This window comes from Natrinema marinum (assembly GCF_024296685.1).
Classification (GTDB): Archaea; Halobacteriota; Halobacteria; order Halobacteriales; family Natrialbaceae; genus Natrinema; species Natrinema marinum.
This window is the reverse complement of record NZ_CP100763.1, coordinates 684,034-702,852: the sequence shown is the minus strand read 5'-3', so window position 1 is coordinate 702,852 and position 18,819 is coordinate 684,034. Positions and strand designations below refer to the sequence as shown.

General features: G+C 66.5%; 17 protein-coding genes and 1 pseudogene. 11 read left to right on the top strand and 7 right to left on the bottom strand.

All coding sequences use genetic code 11. The annotated features are described in order from the left end of the window. The first annotated feature begins 119 nt into the window (after positions 1-119). The 3 genes from NKH51_RS03540 to NKH51_RS03530 all read left to right on the top strand — a co-directional run bounded on the left by NKH51_RS03540 (position 120) and on the right by NKH51_RS03530 (position 4,235). The gene (locus NKH51_RS03540) at positions 120-2,390 is read left to right on the top strand and encodes a thioredoxin domain-containing protein (RefSeq protein ID WP_254763874.1); all 2,271 of its coding nucleotides are present in this window, start codon (positions 120-122) and stop codon (positions 2,388-2,390) included. Positions 2,391-2,529: 139 nt separating this feature from the next. Next, a complete protein-coding gene (locus NKH51_RS03535; RefSeq protein WP_254763873.1) occupies positions 2,530-2,673 on the top strand; it encodes a hypothetical protein in 144 nt (47 codons plus the stop codon). Then, positions 2,670-4,235: an acyl-CoA carboxylase subunit beta gene (locus NKH51_RS03530; RefSeq protein ID WP_254763872.1), complete on the top strand. Its 1,566-nt coding sequence runs from the start codon at positions 2,670-2,672 to the stop codon at positions 4,233-4,235. The genes NKH51_RS03535 and NKH51_RS03530 overlap by 4 nt, the downstream gene beginning before the upstream one ends. A gap of 47 nt (positions 4,236-4,282) precedes the next feature. Here NKH51_RS03530 and NKH51_RS03525 read toward each other — a convergent pair whose 3' ends face one another. Next, entirely contained in the window at positions 4,283-4,663 is a 381-nt protein-coding gene (locus tag NKH51_RS03525; RefSeq protein ID WP_254763871.1) for a TlpA family protein disulfide reductase, read from the bottom strand. A gap of 328 nt (positions 4,664-4,991) precedes the next feature. Here NKH51_RS03525 and NKH51_RS03520 point away from each other — a divergent pair, with 328 nt between their 5' ends. Together NKH51_RS03520 and NKH51_RS03515 are read left to right on the top strand one after the other, a co-directional pair. Next, positions 4,992-5,972, top strand: a complete 981-nt coding sequence (locus NKH51_RS03520; RefSeq protein ID WP_254763870.1) for a PLP-dependent cysteine synthase family protein — start codon at positions 4,992-4,994, stop codon at positions 5,970-5,972. A gap of 132 nt (positions 5,973-6,104) precedes the next feature. Beyond that, complete coding sequence (locus NKH51_RS03515) at positions 6,105-6,800, top strand: hypothetical protein (RefSeq protein ID WP_254763869.1); 696 nt, start codon at positions 6,105-6,107, stop codon at positions 6,798-6,800. A gap of 9 nt (positions 6,801-6,809) precedes the next feature. Here the strand turns inward: NKH51_RS03515 and NKH51_RS03510 are convergent, their stop codons facing one another. The 5 genes from NKH51_RS03510 to cyaB form a co-directional block, all read right to left on the bottom strand. Beyond that, positions 6,810-7,400, bottom strand: coding sequence for a DUF5804 family protein (locus NKH51_RS03510; RefSeq protein WP_254763868.1), 591 nt, complete (start codon positions 7,398-7,400; stop codon positions 6,810-6,812). A 338-nt stretch (positions 7,401-7,738) separates the two neighbouring features. Further along, positions 7,739-8,917, bottom strand: coding sequence for a tRNA sulfurtransferase (locus NKH51_RS03505; protein ID WP_254763867.1), 1,179 nt, complete (start codon positions 8,915-8,917; stop codon positions 7,739-7,741). Between the two features lie 65 nt (positions 8,918-8,982). Next, complete coding sequence (locus tag NKH51_RS03500) at positions 8,983-10,242, bottom strand: MFS transporter (RefSeq protein WP_254763866.1); 1,260 nt, start codon at positions 10,240-10,242, stop codon at positions 8,983-8,985. A gap of 171 nt (positions 10,243-10,413) precedes the next feature. Next, positions 10,414-11,619 carry a methionine adenosyltransferase gene (locus NKH51_RS03495; protein ID WP_254763865.1) on the bottom strand — a complete coding sequence of 402 codons (1,206 nt, stop codon included), beginning with the start codon at positions 11,617-11,619 and terminating at the stop codon, positions 10,414-10,416. A 141-nt stretch (positions 11,620-11,760) separates the two neighbouring features. Next, entirely contained in the window at positions 11,761-12,303 is a 543-nt protein-coding gene (cyaB, locus tag NKH51_RS03490) for a class IV adenylate cyclase (RefSeq protein WP_254763864.1), read from the bottom strand. Between the two features lie 89 nt (positions 12,304-12,392). Between cyaB and NKH51_RS03485 the strand changes: the two genes are divergently transcribed. Together NKH51_RS03485 and NKH51_RS03480 are read left to right on the top strand one after the other, a co-directional pair. Then, positions 12,393-13,358 (top strand): FKBP-type peptidyl-prolyl cis-trans isomerase, encoded by a 966-nt coding sequence (locus NKH51_RS03485; protein ID WP_254763863.1) that lies wholly within the window; start codon positions 12,393-12,395, stop codon positions 13,356-13,358. A gap of 102 nt (positions 13,359-13,460) precedes the next feature. Next, positions 13,461-13,817 (top strand): annotated as a pseudogene (locus NKH51_RS03480) (DUF7972 family membrane protein); the annotation flags it as partial. A 181-nt stretch (positions 13,818-13,998) separates the two neighbouring features. On the opposite strand, the gene NKH51_RS03475 reads toward NKH51_RS03480, so the two are convergent. Beyond that, positions 13,999-14,622, bottom strand: coding sequence for an RAD55 family ATPase (locus NKH51_RS03475; protein ID WP_254763861.1), 624 nt, complete (start codon positions 14,620-14,622; stop codon positions 13,999-14,001). A gap of 178 nt (positions 14,623-14,800) precedes the next feature. Between NKH51_RS03475 and pyrB the strand changes: the two genes are divergently transcribed. The 4 genes from pyrB (at position 14,801) to NKH51_RS03455 (ending at position 18,769) form a co-directional block, all read left to right on the top strand. After that, the gene (gene pyrB, locus NKH51_RS03470) at positions 14,801-15,736 is read left to right on the top strand and encodes an aspartate carbamoyltransferase (protein ID WP_254763860.1); all 936 of its coding nucleotides are present in this window, start codon (positions 14,801-14,803) and stop codon (positions 15,734-15,736) included. Beyond that, positions 15,729-16,217 carry an aspartate carbamoyltransferase regulatory subunit gene (gene pyrI / locus NKH51_RS03465; protein WP_254763859.1) on the top strand — a complete coding sequence of 163 codons (489 nt, stop codon included), beginning with the start codon at positions 15,729-15,731 and terminating at the stop codon, positions 16,215-16,217. The genes pyrB and pyrI overlap by 8 nt, the downstream gene beginning before the upstream one ends. A gap of 239 nt (positions 16,218-16,456) precedes the next feature. Continuing rightward, on the top strand, positions 16,457-17,302 hold the full coding sequence (locus NKH51_RS03460) for a glycoside hydrolase family protein (protein WP_254763858.1): 846 nt from the start codon (positions 16,457-16,459) through the stop codon (positions 17,300-17,302). Positions 17,303-17,557: 255 nt separating this feature from the next. Beyond that, positions 17,558-18,769 (top strand): hypothetical protein, encoded by a 1,212-nt coding sequence (locus NKH51_RS03455; RefSeq protein ID WP_254763857.1) that lies wholly within the window; start codon positions 17,558-17,560, stop codon positions 18,767-18,769. Positions 18,770-18,819 lie beyond the last annotated feature (50 nt).

Sequence of the window (18,819 nt, the reverse complement as noted above, 5' to 3'; positions counted from 1 at the left end):
GCGCAGATTTCGCGGCCCCCGTCGACAGCTACGACCCACTCGACGCGGTGCTCCAAACCACGGTCGGCGACAGGAGCATCCACCGCGGGCTTTTACAACTGACAGCCGTATCGGTGCGTATGACCGATCCCACGCGGCGCAATCGGCTCGCAGAGGAGGAGAGCCCCTATCTGCGCCAGCACGCGGACAACCCCGTCAACTGGCAACCCTGGGACGAAGACGCGCTCGAGGCGGCGAAGGAACGCGACGTGCCGATCTTCCTTTCGATCGGCTACTCGGCGTGTCACTGGTGTCACGTCATGGAAGAAGAGAGCTTCCAGGACGAGGCCGTCGCCGAGGTCTTGAACGAGCACTTCGTCCCGATCAAGGTCGACCGCGAGGAGCGCCCGGACGTCGACAGCATCTACATGACCGTCTGCCAACTCGTCCGCGGGCAGGGCGGCTGGCCCCTTTCCGCGTGGCTCACCCCAGAGGGCAAGCCCTTCTTCATCGGGACCTACTTCCCGCCGGAGGGCCAACGCGGCCAGCCCGGCTTTCGCGACCTGCTCGAGCGCATCAGCGACTCCTGGGAGAGCGAGGAAGACCGCGAGGAGATGGAACACCGCGCCCAGCAGTGGACCGACGCGGCGAAAGACCGGCTCGAGGAGACCCCCGACGCGGCGGGGGCCGGCAGCGGGGCGGAGCCGCCCTCCAGCGAAGTCCTCGAGAAAGCCGCCAACGCGGTTCTGCGGAGCGCGGACCGGGAGTACGGCGGGTTCGGCACGGGCCAGAAGTTCCCCCAGCCCTCGCGTCTTCGCGTGCTCGCGAGGGCGTACGATCGAACCGGCCGAGAGGAGTACCTCGAGGTGCTCGAGGAGACCCTCGGCGCGATGGCCTCGGGCGGGCTCTACGATCACGTCGGCGGGGGCTTTCACCGCTACTGCGTCGACCGGGACTGGACGGTCCCCCACTTCGAGAAGATGCTCTACGACAACGCCGAGATTCCGCGGGCCTTCCTCGCCGGCTATCAACTGACGGGCGAGGGGCGCTACGCCGAGGTGGTCGAGGAGACGCTTCGGTTCGTCGATCGGGAGCTAACTCACGACGACGGCGGCTTCTTCAGCACGCTCGACGCCCAGAGCGAGTCGCCCGAGACCGGCGAGCGCGAGGAGGGTGCGTTCTACGTCTGGACGCCCGCCGAGGTCCACGAGATCCTCGAGGACCAGACGGATGCCGCGCTTTTCTGCCGCCGCTACGACATCAGCGAATCGGGTAACTTCGAGGGGCGCACCCAGCCCAACCGCGTCGTCAAGATCTCGGAACTCGCCGACGAGTTCGATCTCGAGGCCAGCGAGATCTTGAAGCGCCTCGACTCGGCCCGCCAGCGGCTGTTCGAGGCCCGCGAGGAGCGCCTACGGCCGAACCGAGACGAGAAGATTCTCGCCGGCTGGAACGGGCTGTTGATCTCGACGTACGCCGAGGCGGCACTGGTGCTCGGCGAAGACGGTTACGCCGAGACGGCCGTCGACGCGCTCGAGTTCGTCCGGGAGCGGCTCTGGGACGACGACGAGCGGCGACTCTCGCGACGATATAAAGACGGGGATGTCAAAGTCGACGGCTACCTCGAGGATTACGCCTTCCTCGCGCGCGGGGCGCTCGATTGCTATCAGGCCACCGGCGAGGTCGACCACCTCGTCTTCGCGCTCGAGTTGGCTCGCGTCATCGAAGCCGAGTTCTGGGACGCCGGCCGCGGGACGCTCTACTTCACGCCCGAGAGCGGCGAGTCCCTCGTCACGCGGCCCCAGGAACTGGGCGACCAGTCGACGCCCTCGGCGGCCGGCGTGGCTGTCGAGACGCTACTCGCGCTCGACGAGTTCGCCGACAGCGAGGGATCGGAGATCTCTCGAGCAGACGGCGATAGCGCGGAGCGAAGCTCCGCGGACCATTCGAGCGGGCAACGCCCGCGAGAAGAAGCCGTCGACGAGGAGTTCGGGGAGATCGCCGCGACCGTCCTCGAGACTCACGCGAGCAAACTCGAGGCCAACGCCCTCGAGCACGCGACGCTCTGTCTCGCCGCCGACCGCCTCGAGTCCGGCGCGCTCGAGGTGACGGTCGCCGCCGACGAGTTACCCGAGACGTGGCGCGACCGGTTCGCCTCGCGGTACCTCCCCGATCGGCTCTTCGCGCTTCGGCCGCCAACCGAGGACGGACTCGAGTCGTGGCTCGACCGGCTGGGTCTCGCAGAGGCGCCGCCGATCTGGGCCGGGCGCGAGGCCCGCGACGGCGAGCCGACGCTGTACGTCTGTCGCGATCGGACGTGCTCACCGCCGACCCACGACGCCGACGAGGCGCTCGCGTGGCTCGGCGATTCGGACGGGAGCACGGAAGACGAGTCGGACGCGCCCTTCTGAACCCGTCGCCGAACGGGCCTCGAGCGCGACCGTCGCTTCACGTGTCGCGTATATCGTTAGCGCTCGGCGGGCTTTTCGCGAACAGTGTTACCGCTTCGGAGGAATTAATGTACGTCGTTGGCTAAGTCCACGAGAGACTATGGCTACCACGTTCGACGATCGACCGATCGAATGGGGCTCGATCGGCGACGCCATCCCCGAAATCGCGCGAACCGACGGAACATCGACGGCAGAAGCGAACGAGACGGCAACGCTCGAGTTCCGGGAGGCGCACTTCGAATGAGCGACGATCCGTTCGAGGACGTCGCCGACGCGAAGCGGGCACTGTCCGACGAAGCGCGCGAAGAGGCTATCGAGCGCCAGCGCGACCTCGGCAAGCTAACCGCCAGAGAGCGCGTCGACTACCTGCTCGACGAGGGGACGTTCGATGAGGTCGGCCGTCTCGCGTCGCCGATGCCGACGACGCCGGAGACGACCGATTGGGAGCGCGAGGACGCCCCCTCCGACGGCGTCGTCACGGGCTATGGCGAAGTCGACGGCCGTTCGATCGCGCTGATCGCCACCGACTTCACGGTCAAGGGCGGTTCGATCGGCCACGCCGGCGGCCGGAAGATGTCGCGGGTTACCGAGCGCGCCCTCGACCGCGGGCTCCCGCTAATCATGCTCCACGACGGCGGCGGCCACCGCATTCAGGAGGGGCTCGACGCCGCCCCCTTCGCTCGCGGCGACAACGGCTTCTCGAAGCGCCAGACCGCCCTCTCCGGGTGGGTGCCGGTCGTCTCGGCGATGATGGGGCCGGCCTTCGCCGCGCCGACCAACTTCGCGGCGCTGTCGGACTTCGTCCCGATCGTCGAGGGGACGGGAACGATGGGCGTCGCCGGTCCGTCGCTCGTCGAGGCCGCGCTCGGCGTCGACGGCACCAAGGAGGAACTCGGCAGCGCGCGGTTCCAGACGACCGAGACCGGTATGGCAGACCTCGCCTGCGAGGACGACGAGGCCTGCCTCGACGCGATCCGGACCTTCCTCTCGTACCTGCCGCGAAACGCTCGCCGAGAGCCGCCGTCGGCCGACTCGCGACCGCCGGCCGTCGACGGCGAGCAGTTGCGAGAGATCATCCCCTCGAGTCCGCGCAAAGGGTACGATATCGACGCGATCATCGAGGGGATCGTCGACCAGGATTCGGTGTTCGAACTGAAGCCGACCTACGCACAGAACATCGTCACCGCGTTCGCTCGCCTCGACGGTGAGCCGATCGGCGTCATCGCCAACAATCCGCGGATCAAGGCGGGGACCATCGATACGGGTGCATCGGAGAAGGCCGCCCACTTCGCGGCGGTCTGTGACGCCTACGGGCTCCCGATCCTCACGCTGTCCGACGTGCCCGGAATCTTGCCCGGACCGGACTCGGAGCGCGAGGGGATCGCTCGCCACTCCGCGAAGTTGCCCTTCGAACTCGCTCGCGCGACGGTCCCGATCGCCAACGTCGTCCTCAGACGCGGCTACGGCTTCGGCTACGTGGCGATGGGCGGCGGCCGCTCGCTCGACTCGGAGTTGACGGTGCTGTGGCCCACGGCCGAACTCGCCGCCATGGGCATCGAAGGAGCCGTCGACATCGCGTACCGCCGAGAGATCGAGTCCGCAGACGACCCCGAGGCCCGACGTACGGAACTGATCGAGAAGTTCAAGGACCGAACCGATGCCGTCCGAGCGGCCTCCCGCGTCGGCACCGACGGCGTCGTCCAGCCCGAGGATACCCGCGACCGGGTCATCCGAGCGTTCGCTCGAGCGGACGAACCGCACGAAGACGACTGGCCGCCGAAGAAACGACCGATCAACCCGATCTGAGCTATTCGGGTTGCTTGCGGCCGCCGTCGCCGTACAGTCCGATCGACCTACGACGACTCGAGCGCGGTTTCGATCTCGTCGGCGAGCCAAACCGCCGGGGGCACGTCCTCTTCCTCGACGAAGCGCGTAATCTCCTCGCCCTCGTCGTTCTCTACGACGATCGTCGGGATGAGTTCGATCTCGTACTCCTCGACGCCGGGGCCCTGTTTGTCCTCGTCGAGAGCGTACTCCTCGATGCGCTCGTCGGGCACCTCGGCGGCCTCGAGCGCCGCGCCGAAGTCGGGCAGCAAGGCGCGACAGTCCTTGCACCAGTCGCCGCCCCAGATCTTGTAGGTCAGTTCGTCGCAGTGCGCTGCAAGCGTATCGACCGCCTCCTCGTAGCTGGCCGCATCCCAGGTGGGGTTCGGCCGCATGGTCTCGAGACTCATACGCACGACTTACGCCTCGGCGGGCTTAACCGCGGTGTTTCAGGCGGTAGTCTCGCGCGCCGTCACCTTTTCTCGTAGCCGCCCGACCACCCACCGCGGGGTGGGACTGAAAGGGGCTGGGCGTCTCGGGGGAAGACGGGCGATGTAAGCACCGTCCGAACGGCGTGAGGACGGCGCGCAGCGAGCCCATCGACTCGAGACGCCCAGGGGCTTTCTGGTTGTCTGCGGTCTCATACTAGACCGGTGTTGAGGAGCGCGCTACTGATGAGCCGGCACGTCCTGCCTGAGTCCAGCACGCGTTTACGTCTCGATTCCCTAGAGTGGTGCAATGAAAGGGAGCATTCTGGACACCATCGGCTCGCCGCTCGTCCAGGTCGATTCGCCAGAGGGCGTGACGGTCGCGGCCAAGATCGAATCGTTCAACCCCGGCGGCTCGGCCAAGGATCGGCCGGCCCGCGAGATGATCCGGGCCGCCGAGCGAGACGGGCTGATCGAACCCGGCGACAGCCTCGTCGAACCGACCAGCGGCAACACGGGGATCGGCCTCGCGCTCGTCGCGGCCGCCCGCGGCTACGATCTGACGATCGTCATGCCGTCGGACAAATCGAAGGAGCGCCGGCAGATCATGGCCGCCTACGGGGCCGACCTCGAGCTGGTCGACGGCGACATGTCGACAGCCCGCGACCGCGCCGACGAACTCGAGGCCGAGGGCGCGATCCAGCTCGGGCAGTTCGAGAACCCGGCGAATCCCGAGGCCCACTACAAGACGACGGGCGAGGAGATCATCGAGCAGGTCGGCGACCGCGAGATAGACGCCTTCGTGGCCGGCGTCGGCACCGGCGGCACGCTCTCGGGCACCGGCCGCCGCCTCCGCGAGGCGTTCCCCGATATGGATATCGTGGCGGTCGAACCGGCCAGAAACGCCGTCCTCTCGACCGGCGAATCCGGCCAGGACGAGTTCCAGGGAATGGGCCCCGGCTTCGTCAGCGACAACCTCGACGTCGACCTGATCGACCGCGTCGAGACCGTGAAACTCGAGGACGCCGAAGACGAGTGTCGCCGCCTCGCTCGCGAAGAGGGCGTCCTCGTCGGCCAGTCCAGCGGCGCGACGAGCCTGGCTTCCCAGCGAATCGCTCGAGAGATCGCCGATCCCAGCGTCGAGTGTCCGGAGATCCCGACCGCCTTCGACGACGTCGGCGAGCCAGCCTCGCCAGAGACCGACGGCGGTCGGGCCGACGACTGCCCGCTCGTGGTCACCGTCTTCTGGGACAGTGGCGAGCGATACCTCTCGACCGGCCTGTTCGACTGATCGTCGGGCTCCGGCACGCCGCCAGCGAAAAGAGCTCTTTTACCTAGCCAAATCCCCTTTAGGTACCCCTTCGTACGGTCGGGTACGATGACACGTCCCTCCAGACGAGGTCTGCTGTGCGGTACCGCATCGATGCTCGCCCTCTCGGCCGGCTGTCTCGCCGACGACCCCGGCAGCGCGTCGGACGACGGCGGAAACGGTAACGGTGACGACGACGGTGAGACCGATCCGAGCGACAACGAGTCCCCGACCGACGGCGAGAACGACGTCGGCGAGGGACTTCCAGACGGATTGGCGAGCTACGACACGCAGCCGCTCCAGCACCCCGCGCAGTCATCCTCGCCCGACGCCGCGCTGTTGCTCGGCGCGGACGACGCGACCGACTGGCTCGCCGAGCGCGAACTCGAGGCAGCGCCCCTCGCCGACTTCGTCGACGAGACCGACTTCGAAACGTCGGTCATCGTTGCGCTCGAGTCCGGTGCGCCGAACCCCTGTCACGAACTGCAGCTCGACGAGGTCGACATCGACGAGAACGACGCGGACGATGCGGACGACGACGCGCTCGCCCTCGACGCCGCAGTCCGCGACACCAGCGACGCTGACAAGGTCTGTACCCAACAGCTGGTGACCGTCGGGCGGCTCGTCCGGGCGACGTTCGACTCCGAACGGCTGACGCGGGTCTCCGCGACGATCGTCGACAGCGACGGACAGGAACACGGCTTCGGAATCGCGAGCGAGAGCGCGTCGGGGAGCGCGAGCCGGTCCACGAGCGTGGACGGCGGCTCGTCGTCAAGCGGCGGTAACGAGAGCACCGCGGACGATTCCTGACCGTCGCCACTACGGCGAGTACTCGGCTTCGGTCAGTCGGACGACGAGGGTGTCCTCGACGTCTCTGAGATCGTACTCGGGGAGGTCGCCGTCGGTCCGGCGAACGTACAGCGGTTCGACGAGCCGGTACGTCGGCTCGACCGCCCCTGATCGGGCAGCATCGTTCGAGTCGCTATCGGCCGCGTCCGCCGCGTCGACGGTCCCTGACTCGTTTTCCGGTCCTCGATCGAGCGCCTCCTCTTCGTCAGCCTCGAGCCCCGCATCGACCCGCTCGAGGCCGTAAATCTTGCAGAATTCGGCCGTTTCCGCGGGCTCGATCGCGCCGTTTCGAAGCTCGGTGGCCAGCGACCGCGAGAGCCACTCGTCGTCGCTGATGCTCGGCTCCTGGACCAGCGCCGCGTCGACGAACCGGGTGAGATACCAGTTCAGGTCGTTCAGCAGCGAGACGGCGGCTCCGATGCTGACCGTCCGCAGGGCCAGCGAGTTCTCGAACGGCCGCTCGAGGTCGTAGGTCGCGAGCGCCTCGCGGGCGGTCTCCCGGGAGAGCAGTTCGTACTGGAGATTGCTCCCATCCTCGCCGATGAGACAGACGCGGGTCACTACGCTATGCTGGGAGCGGTCGCGTAATGTCGGTTTCGCCTTCTAGACGATTTCGATCGGGCTTCTGTCCGCGGAATCGCGGCGTTCGCTATGATCGAAACAGTTTCGAAAGCACCTGCACCGGTCGACTCGAGGGGCTCGCTGCGCGCTTCGGGTTCGCTTCGCTCACCGCTGCAGTGCTTGCGTCGCCCGTCTTCGCCGACCACCGGGAGAGCTTGCTCTCCCGTGAATCGCGCTCACGCTGTTCGCGCTCACCGGTGCAGCCCCTTTCAGTCCCGCCCGGCGGTGGTTGGCTGGGCCGTCTACGACAGTGCGGAAGCGAGTGCCGAGACTCCGTTTCAGGGCTCGACCAGGTCTGCGTTCTTGGCGGCTTCTTCGGCGCGCTCGAGCAAACCGTTGGGTTCGGCGGCCAGCAGGGGCTCGAGGCGGGCGTTGGTCTCGACGCGATCGGGGGTGACGCGGTTACAGCCGGCGTCGATCGTCGAGTCGGTGAAGGTACCGATCTCGCGGGCCTGCGCGACGATGTACTGCTTGTCTCGAGTCAGCAGCGGGCGGTGGATCGGAAGCCGGGTCGCACGGCTGGTGACGCCGAGGTTCCGGACGGTCTGGCTGGACTTCTGGCCCGCGGCCTCCCCGGTGACGATGCCGTTGGCGTCGACGCGCTCGGCCAGCGTCTCGGCCGCGCGGTAGAAAAAGCGGCGCAGCGAGAGCATCCGGCCCTGTTCCATCTCCCGGACGAGCAGGTCGACCGTCTCGCCGCCGGGGATTCGATAGACCTGCATGTCGAAGTTCGGCGCGTACTCCGAGAGGAGCCGAACGGTCTCCATCGCGCGCGCCTCGTGGTCGATCCCGCCGTAATCGCCGAGGTCGACGTAGGCCGGGACGACCGGGCTGCCGCGTTTCATCATCTCGTAGGCCGCGACCGGCGAGTCGATCCCGCCGCTGACTAACGCGATCACCGGCTCCTGAGAGCCAAGCGGGAGCCCCCCTGGTCCGTCTCGCTGCTCGAGATAGAGAAATGCCAGATCCTCGCGGACTTCGACGCCGAAGGTAAGATCCGGATCGTCGAGGTCGACCGCGGGCTCGAACTCGTCCTCGACGGCCTCCCAGATGGCCGCTCCGGCCTCGCGGGCCAGGTCCTCGCTGTCGTAGGGGAGGGTTTTGTCCGCTCGACGGGCGTCGACCGCGAACGTCCCGCCGTCGTAGTGTTCGCGAGCGGTCTCTTCGAGCGCCGCTATGATTCGTTCTTTCTCGGTGCTGACGGTCAGCGCGGGACTGGCGGAGACGACCCCGAAGGTATCGGTCGCGGCCGCGGTCGCGTCGGCCACGGCGTCCTCGCTCGTGTGGATCAGCGGTCGGTTCCACCGGCGCTCGACCTCGCCGGGGATCGATCGGTCGGCGAGGACGGCCTCGAGATTCTCGACGAGGAGCCCCTCCATGTACCGCTTGACGGTGTTGCTCTTGGTGTTTACGTCCCCGTGTCGGACGAGGACGGTGTCGGCTCCCGGGGGGTGCATGGCAAGTGGTAGATGACCGGAGCTATAAGGGGATTGCGAGGTCGGCGTCGGCCTCGAGCACGGATTCAGATCATCGACTCGTCGACCGTCGGGCTCAGACTCCCCGTATAGGTGTAGATGCCGGCGACGAGAACGCCGCCGGCCAGCAGCGGGATGACGGCGCTGATCGCGTACAGCGTGTCGAACCCGGCCGCGTCGGCGAAGGGCAGCGAGATCAGCGGGCCGAGCGCGCCGCCGACGTCGCCGAAGACGTTGTTGGTCCCCATCGCCCGCCCCATCCGCTCCTCGGGCGAGAGATCCGCGAGCAGCGCGGTCAACGGACCCCCGACGCCGCCTTGACCCGCGCCGATCAGCACGCAGCCGAGGACGACGGTGCCGAGCGAGGGCGCGAGCGTGAGAACGGCGAAGCCGGCACAGCTCGTCACGAGGAAGACGAGCAGGACGGGAACCCGAGCGCCGACGCCGTCACTGATCTTCCCGCCGAGGATCGTAAAGACCGCGCCCGACAGCGCGGCGGCCGCCATCAGCAGGCCGGAGGTCCCCTGTTCGCCGTAGTCGATCCCCAGCCCCGCGAACTCGAGCGCGAGCGTCATCGATTCGACCTCGAGGTACAAGACGAGCGTCGAGAAGAGAACGCCGAAAAAGGCGAAGTAGAGCCCGAAGTTGACCAGTCCGACGGTCAGCGCGGGCAGGGTCGTCTCGAGGTCCCAGGGTTTGATCGACGAGTCGGCCGACTCGACGTGGGTCTCGGGGACGATGAAGTAGGCGATGACGCTCGCGAGGCCGGCGAACGAGGCCGCGAGGACGAACGCCGCGACGTTGCTGTAAACCTCGCTGACGATGCCGCCCAGTACCATGCCCGCGGGGAAGCCGAACGTGATCCCGGCACGGACGATCCCCATGCTCGTCCCCCGAGAGGCGGCCTCGCTGACGTCGGCGGTGATCGTGTAGGCCGTCGCGAACACGAGCGCACTGCCGACGCCCCAGCAGACCCGCGCGAGGACGAACCAGAACTCCGGCACCGAGGAGGTGATCGCGACCACATAGCCCGCCGTCGCGACGCCCTCGATCGCCAGCCCCGCGACGAACGGTTTTCGAGTGCCGATCCGGTCGACCAGCGCCCCGGCCGGGCCGTTCGCGAACAGTCGCGTCCAGCGGTTCGCCGAGAGGATGACGCCGACCATGAACGCCGAAATTCCGAGCACCTCGCCGAGGTTCGGCAGGATCGGGAAGACGACGCCGCCGCCGAAACCGACGAAGAAGGTGCTCGCGACGACGGCGTAGATAACCGGGCTGGACGCGGATTCGGAACTCGAGTCGGACACTGGCGCTCACTACGTGTTTCGATTCGTAACACCGTACACCGAGGCGGTGCTTGAGTATTCGGACACCGGAGCCGCGGTTCCGGTTTCGCGCCGGAAAACGGCGGTTCGGTGGCGGTCGGAAACGGGACGACGGGCTGGGAAACGGCGGCTCGAGGAGCCGACGCACCGTCCTCAGAACGTCGACAGTTCGCCCTCGATCACGCGGCGGGTGATCTCGGTCACGTCGGCGAGTTCCTGATCGACGATCGTCTCGACGTCGGCCCGAACGTCCGAAACCGCGACGCCGTCGTCGGTGACGACCTGCACGTCGGCGACGTGGGGCTGGTCGATCGGACGGCCGATCTGGGAGAGGAGGCGGACGCGCAGGTCGCGGATGCCGTCGACCTCCGCGACGACCTCCTCGGCGATCTCCGTCGAGAGCAGGTTGTAGATCTTCCCGATGTGGTTGACCGGGTTCTTGCCGCTGGTCGCTTCCATCGACATCGAGCGGTTGGGCGTGATGAGCCCGTTCGCACGATTCCCCCGGCCGACGGAACCGTCGTCGCCCTGCTCGGCGGAGGTTCCCGTCACGGTGAGATAGATCGACCCCTCCTCGTAGTCGTCAGCCGTGTTGACGTGGACGTTGACCTCGCGGTCGGTGTGCTCGCGCGCGACGCCCTCGACGAACTCGCGGACGGACTCGACCGCCTCGATGTAGCCGTCCAGGTTCGGAACGTACTCGTCGACCATCGCGGCCGCGACGGTGACATCGATCGTATCGCCCTCGCGCTTGCCCATGATTTTCACGTCGGGACCGAGTGCCGGATTCTCGTCGGCGTACTCGCCGTTCAGCCGTCGCTCGGTCTCGTGGACGATCTCTTCGGTCTCGGTCAGGGGCGCGTGGCCGACGCCGAAACTGGTGTCGTTGGCCATCGGGACGCTCACTTCGTCCTCGCCGAAGACTTCCTGGAGGTCGCCGCTGCCCTCGCCGAGTTTCACGTCGACGACGATGTCCTCGCCGACGGTCAGCTGGGGAATTTCGGACTCGAGGTACTCGCGGGCGGCCCGCAGCGCGATCGTCTCGGCGGGGATGGTCTGGCCCTCGTAGTGTTTGGTCGCGCGGCCGACGATCAGGAGATAAATGGGGTCGACGACCTCGCCGCCGCCGAAGGCGGGCGCGGCCTCGCCCGCGACGAGTTGCGTCTCGTCGGTGTTGAAGTGCAACACCTCGCCGACGCGCTCGAGGTACTCGCGGGCGAGCGCCCCGGCGACGCTCTCGGCGATTCCGTCACAGATTGAGTCGGGATGGCCGATCCCCTTTCGCTCGACGATTTCGACGTCCTGATCCTCGACCGCCTGCCGGTCGACGGATTCGATTCGGATGTTCCGCTCGCTCATTGACGGCCATAGAGGGAGCGAGGTTCTATAACTTGCGGATATGATTAGGGAGCGAGATCATAACTGCCGTGAGTTATGCGTCAGCACTCGAGCACTATCGCCCCGGCGCACACGAGCGAGGCGGTCGGGAAGCGAGCGTCGTTAGGACTCGAGCAACAGGCCGAGATACGAGGTTCGAATTTGATCGTTCGGATCGAGTCCAAGGGATTCGAGAACGTCGTAGGCGCCCTCGCGGGCCGCCTCGAGATCGGTTTCGTCCCCGACTTCGGTTTCGACCTCGACGTACTCGCCGACGCCGTCGACCGAATCGAGCGTGACGGTATACCCCTCGAGCGAGTAGCGGTCGCGCTCCTTGCGAACCGTCGCGGCCGGCTCGAACCCGAGGTTCGCGAAGATTGAGTCGAGTTTCTCGCCATCTCGGACGGCGGTCTCGACTTCCTCACGGGTCTTGGACTCGTCGTCGACGAGCGGCCCCTTGTAGGTGATTCGCGTCTCGTCGGTCCCGTCGGCGGGTCGTTCCTCGCGAATCCGCAGCGCCTCGTCCGTCTCGGGGAAGTCACGGTGGGGCGCGTCGTAGTAGGTATCGATCTGGACGACGCTGCCCTCGGGCGTCGCCTCGAGGGCCACGAGCCGGTCGCGGACAGCCTCGAGGTCGGCGGGGACCTTCACTTCGACCTCGTACATGTCCGAGCGAACGGACGGCGGTCGTAAGAATCGGTCGCTCTCGGCCGCAAAGCGTCGCCCTTAAATGCAGACGGCGGGACGTACAACGTATGACCGAGGATCAGGAGGCCGAGCTCGAGGAGCAGGCCGATGACGTCGACGAAGAAGTCGAGGACGAAGACGCCGCCGAAGCCGAGGGGCTGCAAGAGGGCGACTTCGTCGAGATCGAGTACACCGCCTACACCGTCGAGGACGACCAACTGGTCGACACGACCGACCCCGAAGTCGCTGAAGAGGAGGGCGTCGACGACCAAGGCCAGGAGTTCAAGCCGCGAACGATCATTCTGGGCGAGGGCCACATCTTCGAGGGCGTCGAAGCGGCCATCGTCGGCTCCGAACCGGGCGACTCCGGCACCGTGACGATCCCCGCCGCGGACGCCTTCGGCGAGTACGACCCCGACGATGTCCAGACCGTCAGCGCCGAGAAGATCGACGAGGACGACCGCTACCCCGGCGCGAACGTCCAGATCGACGGCCAGCAGGGTTACATCAGCACGATCATCGGCGGCCGCGCCCGCGTCGACTTCAACCACCCGCTTGCGGGTGACGACGTCGAGTACGAGTACACGGTCGTCCAAGAAGTCGAGGACCGCGAGCAGCAGGCTGCCGGCCTGTTCGAGATGTTCCTCGGGATGGAGCCCGAACTCTGGATCGAGACCGACGAGGTCGAAGAGGAGGTCCCCGTCGAGCCCGACGAAGACGACGAGGACGCCGAGCCGGAGTTCGAGACCGAGACCGTCGAGAAAGAGACGCTCTACCTCGAGGCCACGCCCCAGATGACGATGAACCAGCAGTGGATGATGGGCAAACAGCAGATCGGCCAACAGATCATCGACCAGATTGGCGTCGACCGCGTCATCGTCCAGGAGGTCATCGACGGCATGGGCATGGGCGGTATGGGCGGCATGATGGGCGGTATGGGCGGCATGGGCGGCGGCGACATCGAGGAGGCCCTCGAGGACGCCGACGTCGACGCCGACGAGATCGTCGAGGAACTCGAAGGCGCAGAAGAGTAACGCGGCGGCAGACCGGTGGGATCGCCCGCCGGCCGGTCGTCGGACCACGAAGATGCGCGGAACGGATTTTTCGCCCGACAAAACGTACGTCCAGCGGAGACGATGGGGGTTTCGTCGAGCGATACGGACGCCGACGAGCACTCGCGGACGACGATCGGGCGACTCGAACAGTGGCTCTTGTTGAACGGCAATCGGTTCGTAATCGCCATCGGCGTCGCGGTCACGTTCGGCATCGCGTATCTGGCGCTGACGATGGCGAACGTCGCGCCGCTGACTGAAACGCAGCCACTGTTTTACGCTCTCAGTGGCCTGGTTTCGGGAAACATGACGCTGATCACCGTCGTCGTATCGAGCAACCAGTTGCTGCTCTCGCGGGAGTTACAGACACCGGACGAACTCGAGTCGGAGATCGAGGCCACGGTCGACTACCGCCGGGAGGTTGAGGCGGTCACGAACCGGGCCGCGCCGTCCTCTTTCCGGTCGTCGTCACGGTCGGGCTGCTCCCGGTGTCGTTGCTCTTCTCGTATATCCTGCGGCTGGTGACCGTGACCGAACGGACCGCGGCGATCACGCCGTTTACGACCCCGAACAGGAGAATTGAGCGGGACGAATGGCGGGACAGGCGGACTCGGCGACCCGGTCAGGCGATGTCGCGGCTCGTGTCGATCGCCACTTCCTCGGTTAACTCGAGTTTGATCGCGTCGGTCGGCTGGCTGCCGCCGCGGAATTTGGGGACCGTCAGGTGGTTCTCGAGTTCGGTGCCGGCGACCTCGGTTCGCAGGTCGAAGACGGCGTCGGCGGCGTGAAAGGTCCGAGATCGGTTCGCGGCCTCGTCACCTTTGAGGCAGTGGAGGACGGCGATGCTTCCGGTCTCGAGCATCTGCGATTTGAGATCGTTGAGGAAGGCGATGTACTCGTCGGTGTCACACGCTTCCAGAACGTTCATCGTGTCGATGATCAGGTTCGCGCCGTCGGGGAGCGCACCGATGAGTCGCGTCGCCTCTTCGATGGGCGTATCGCTGGTGACGTGTCTGACCGTCGGGCTGCCGACGGACGACGGCGAGGACTCGATGGCGTGGCGGACGGCGTCGTCCGAGCGCTCGGTCGAGAGGTAGAGCGTCCCGCGGGCGGCCGTGAGTTCGTAGAGGAGGAGTTCGGACTGGCTAGCCGGCTCGGCGGTGTACGCGACGATACACCCCGGCGGGAGCCCGCCGTCGAGCTTCCGATCGAGCACGTCGATTCCGGTGTCCAGCCGACCGACCATACGATTATGACCAATTGCTGTAGTGTCTGTATAACTCTTTGCCTTAGATGCGGTCGCTTCGGCCCGGGGGATCACGGACCGGACAACGGGCCGTTCGAGTCGGTGGCGACCTCGATCGTCGCTGGTGGCACCGCCGAATGGAGAGATTCAAGGGGCACGCCACAGCCTACACGAACGAATGCGCCACGATCACCTCATCACGAGCAAACAACTCTCGCGGGCGGACATCGAGACCGTCCTCGACCGCGCGGCCGAGATCGACGCCGACCCGTCGGCCGTCGCCGACCGCCACGCCGAGACGGTGCTGGGCCTGCTCTTTTTCGAGCCGAGCACGCGGACGAAGATGAGCTTCGAAACCGCCATGAAACGGCTCGGCGGCGATGTCGTCGACATGGGTTCGGTCGAGTCCTCGAGCGTGAAGAAAGGGGAGACGCTCGCCGACACGGTGCGGGTCATCGAGGGGTACGCCGACGCGCTCGTCTTGCGCCATCCGAAACAGGGGTCGGCGACGATGGCCAGCGAGTACGTCGACGTGCCGCTGGTGAACGCGGGCGACGGCGCGGGCCACCATCCGTCCCAGACGCTGCTCGATCTCTACACGATCCGAGAGAACGCCGGGCTGGAGGACCTCACGATCGGCATCATGGGCGACCTGAAGTACGGCCGGACCGTCCACTCGCTGGCCTACGCACTGACGAACTTCGACGCGCGCCAGCACTTTATTAGCCCGGAGAGCCTGCAACTGCCCCGCGAGGTCGTCTACGATCTTCACCAGCAGGGGGGGACCACCGGAATCCGGGAGCACGAGTCCCCAGAGGAGGTCCTGCCCTCGCTGGACGTGCTCTACGTCACGCGGATCCAGCGCGAGCGGTTCCCCGACGAGAACGAGTACCAGAAGGTCGCCGGCGAGTACCAGATCGACGCCGAGACGCTCGAGGCCGCAAGCGACGACCTGACCGTGATGCACCCGCTGCCCCGGGTCGACGAGATCGCGCCCGAGATCGACGCGACCGACCACGCGGCCTACTTCGAGCAGGCGCACAACGGCGTTCCGGTCCGGATGGCGCTGCTGGATCTGCTGTTGAGCGAGCAGGGGGGTGACGGCGATGAGTAACGATCGCGACCGCCACGACGGCGACGACGATCACGCGCTGCGCGTCAGCAAGATCCGCGACGGGACGGTCATCGACCACGTCCGCGGCGGGCAGGCGCTGAACGTCCTCGCGATCCTCGGCATCGACGGCAGCGAGGGCGAGGAGCTGTCGATCGGCATGAACGTCCCCTCGGATCGGCTCGCTCGCAAGGACATCGTCAAGGTCGAGGGCCGCGAGCTGAGCCAGGACGAGGTCGACGTGCTCTCGCTGATCGCGCCCGACGCGACGATCAACATCGTCCGCGGCTACGACGTCGTCGAGAAACATCGGGTCGAGCGCCCAACGGTCGTCGAGGGCGTCCTCTCCTGTCCCAACCCCGGCTGCATCACGACCGGGAACGAGCCCGTCACGTCCCGGTTTTCGGTGCTCGAGGACGGCGTTCGCTGCTCGTACTGTGAGACGATCGTCCGCGACGAAATCGCATCGCTGATCGACACGTAAACGGACCGCCCGCGCGTTTTCACGACGAGATGACTATCCAGAATACCTAAGTATTCTCCAGCCGAATCTCTAGGCGTACATGTCACGTACCGTCAAGATCGTACTCGCCCTGTTCGTCATCGCTGTCCTCTACAAGGTCGCCTTCAGCGGCTCGCCGGAGGTCGAAGTCGACTACGAACCGACCGAAGCGTAACGCGCGATTCCGAACGGCTTACGGGGACGGGGCCGTACCCTGAGTTATGTACGGCGTCGTCACCCGTAATGCCGAAGAAGTACGGTGGCCGGAGTTCGACCGTGGCTTCTACGAGGTCAAGGACGTGACCGGCCGGTCCGCCGAACCGATCGACGACGGGGTGAACATGGTCTCCTGTTTCGGCGACAACGCCGCCGCCGACGCCGACCCGTCGCTCGTCCCCGTCGACGACATGGGCCGGCCGGCCGACCGCGAACGGTCCTACTTCGACTGGGCCTACATCTGCCCCTCCCGCGAGGACTACCGCCAGGGACTCCTCGAGGTCATCGACGACTGCGTCGCCGAAAACGAGGACGTTCGCCTCGACGACATCGGCTTCCCCCGCGCGGAGTACTGTCGCTGTGGCGTCTGCGAACAGGCGTTCGACGCCAGCGAGTACGACGACCGCATGGCCTGGCGCGCGAGCGTCATCACCGAGTTCGTCGAGGAAGCCGTCGAACACATCCCGGGGACGGTCTACATGACCCTCTACCCCGATCCCTACCCCGGCCACCTCTACGAACGCGCCGGCATCGACCTCGAGGCCATCGAGGAGTACGTCGACGAATTCGTCGTCCCGCTGTACGATACGGCCTACGGAACGACCTACTGGCTCGAGACGATCGCGAAGGGGTTCGAGAGCGCGCTCGAGACGCCGTTTAATATCGAGTTGTACGCGGTGAACGTCGATGTCGACAACCTGATCCACGCGCTCGAGGTCGCCGAGGAGTACGCGGAGGGCGTCTTCTTCGGCTACGAGGCGAGCAACGGACGGGCGGCGCTGCGCCGAATGCGAGCCGACGAACGCGAGGGAGTCACGCACGGTAGCCCGAGTTCCGACGAGGACGCCTGACCGCCGAACCGTGTTTTTCAGACCACTGTTTCGACCGCTAAGGGGATATTACGTCGCTGTACAGGACGATTATCGCGTTATACCGGCGAGGTTACGGATGATCTCGCGACACCCTGAACAGTCCGCGGGCCGGCCGTTTACGAGCGGTTGAGGTCGTGCTTCCGACCGGAACTGACGCCCCCCTTTATCTACGTCTCGGTCGCGCACAATCGTGAACCGAGGTCGCTGCCGACGCTCGATCCTCGGGTACCTACTATGAGACAGAACCGATCCCAGCAGTCGACGGACACCGGGCGAATGGCGGAATCGACGATGAACCAGAGCCAGCAGGCGTTCGAGCAGCTCTTCGATCTCCAGCGCAACATGGCGAAGATGACACTGAGCGCGATCAAGTGGCAGGAGGTCGCCCAGCAGCAGGGCCTCGAGATGACGAAGTCGCTGCTCGAGAACACGCCGGGCCCGCAGTTCACGGAGTCGATGATGGAGAGCTATCTCCAGGGCATGGAGGCGATGATGCCGGAGATGGAGCAGGTGATGGAACGGGGGTTCGAGGCTGCGGCACAGCCCCAGATAGCGCAGATGGAACAGATGGGAAGCCAGTTGCAGGCGATGGGCCAGCAGCCAGGTCACGGCCGAACGAGCGAACACGGAACCAGCCAGCAGACGCCGGCGGCCCAGACGGGAGGCCAGCAGTTCGATAGCCGAGGGGCCGGCCAGCCAACGCAGACACAGGCACAGCCCCAGCCACAACCGACCCCCCAGACGCAACAGACACAACCGACTCCCCAGACGCAAACAGCCGGTCAAGGCCCGCCGAGCGGTCGGCCCCAGCAGGAGTATCCGGAGACGGGGGAATGGGTCTCGCCGGCCGAGTACGGCGGCGAGTCCGCCGGCACGACCGGCATCGAACGAGAGCCGTTGACGGCGACCCCGACGCACTCGGGGCGATCCCAGCCGACCGGTCAGTTCGGGGGCCAACCCCAGCAAAGCGGTCCCGACCGATCGCGACAGGAGTCCGGTCGCGCGCCGCCGACGGGCCAGATCGAGCAGCAACGACAGGGAGAGCAGCCACAGCAGTCGCGGTCACGGCAGCCACAGGAGACACAGCGGACGCCGACCGGCGGCCGAACTCGAGGCGGTGGGGGAAGCGATCAGCCGACGCGACAGCAACGGCCGTCCCAGCAGCAGACCGGGCAGCGTCGGTCGCCCGAGGGGTACTCCCAGCGCATCGATACCGACCGCAGTGAGCAGAGTGAGCGCGGCCGCCCGCTCTCGCAAACGCAGCAGGGACACACCGAACAGTCGACCATGCGCGATTCCAGGTCGGAGCGGACCGACGAGCGAGACCGCAGCAAGCGACACCGCACCGACGAGATGAGCGCGATGGAGGAGATGAATATCTCGACTAAGGGCTCCCAGCGGACCACCGGGAACCGCGGCGAGGATCGTACGTCCGATCAGGAGTAAGCCGCCTGATTGCCCCCGGCGGTCGCCTGCGGCTTCTGGGAGTCAGGAGA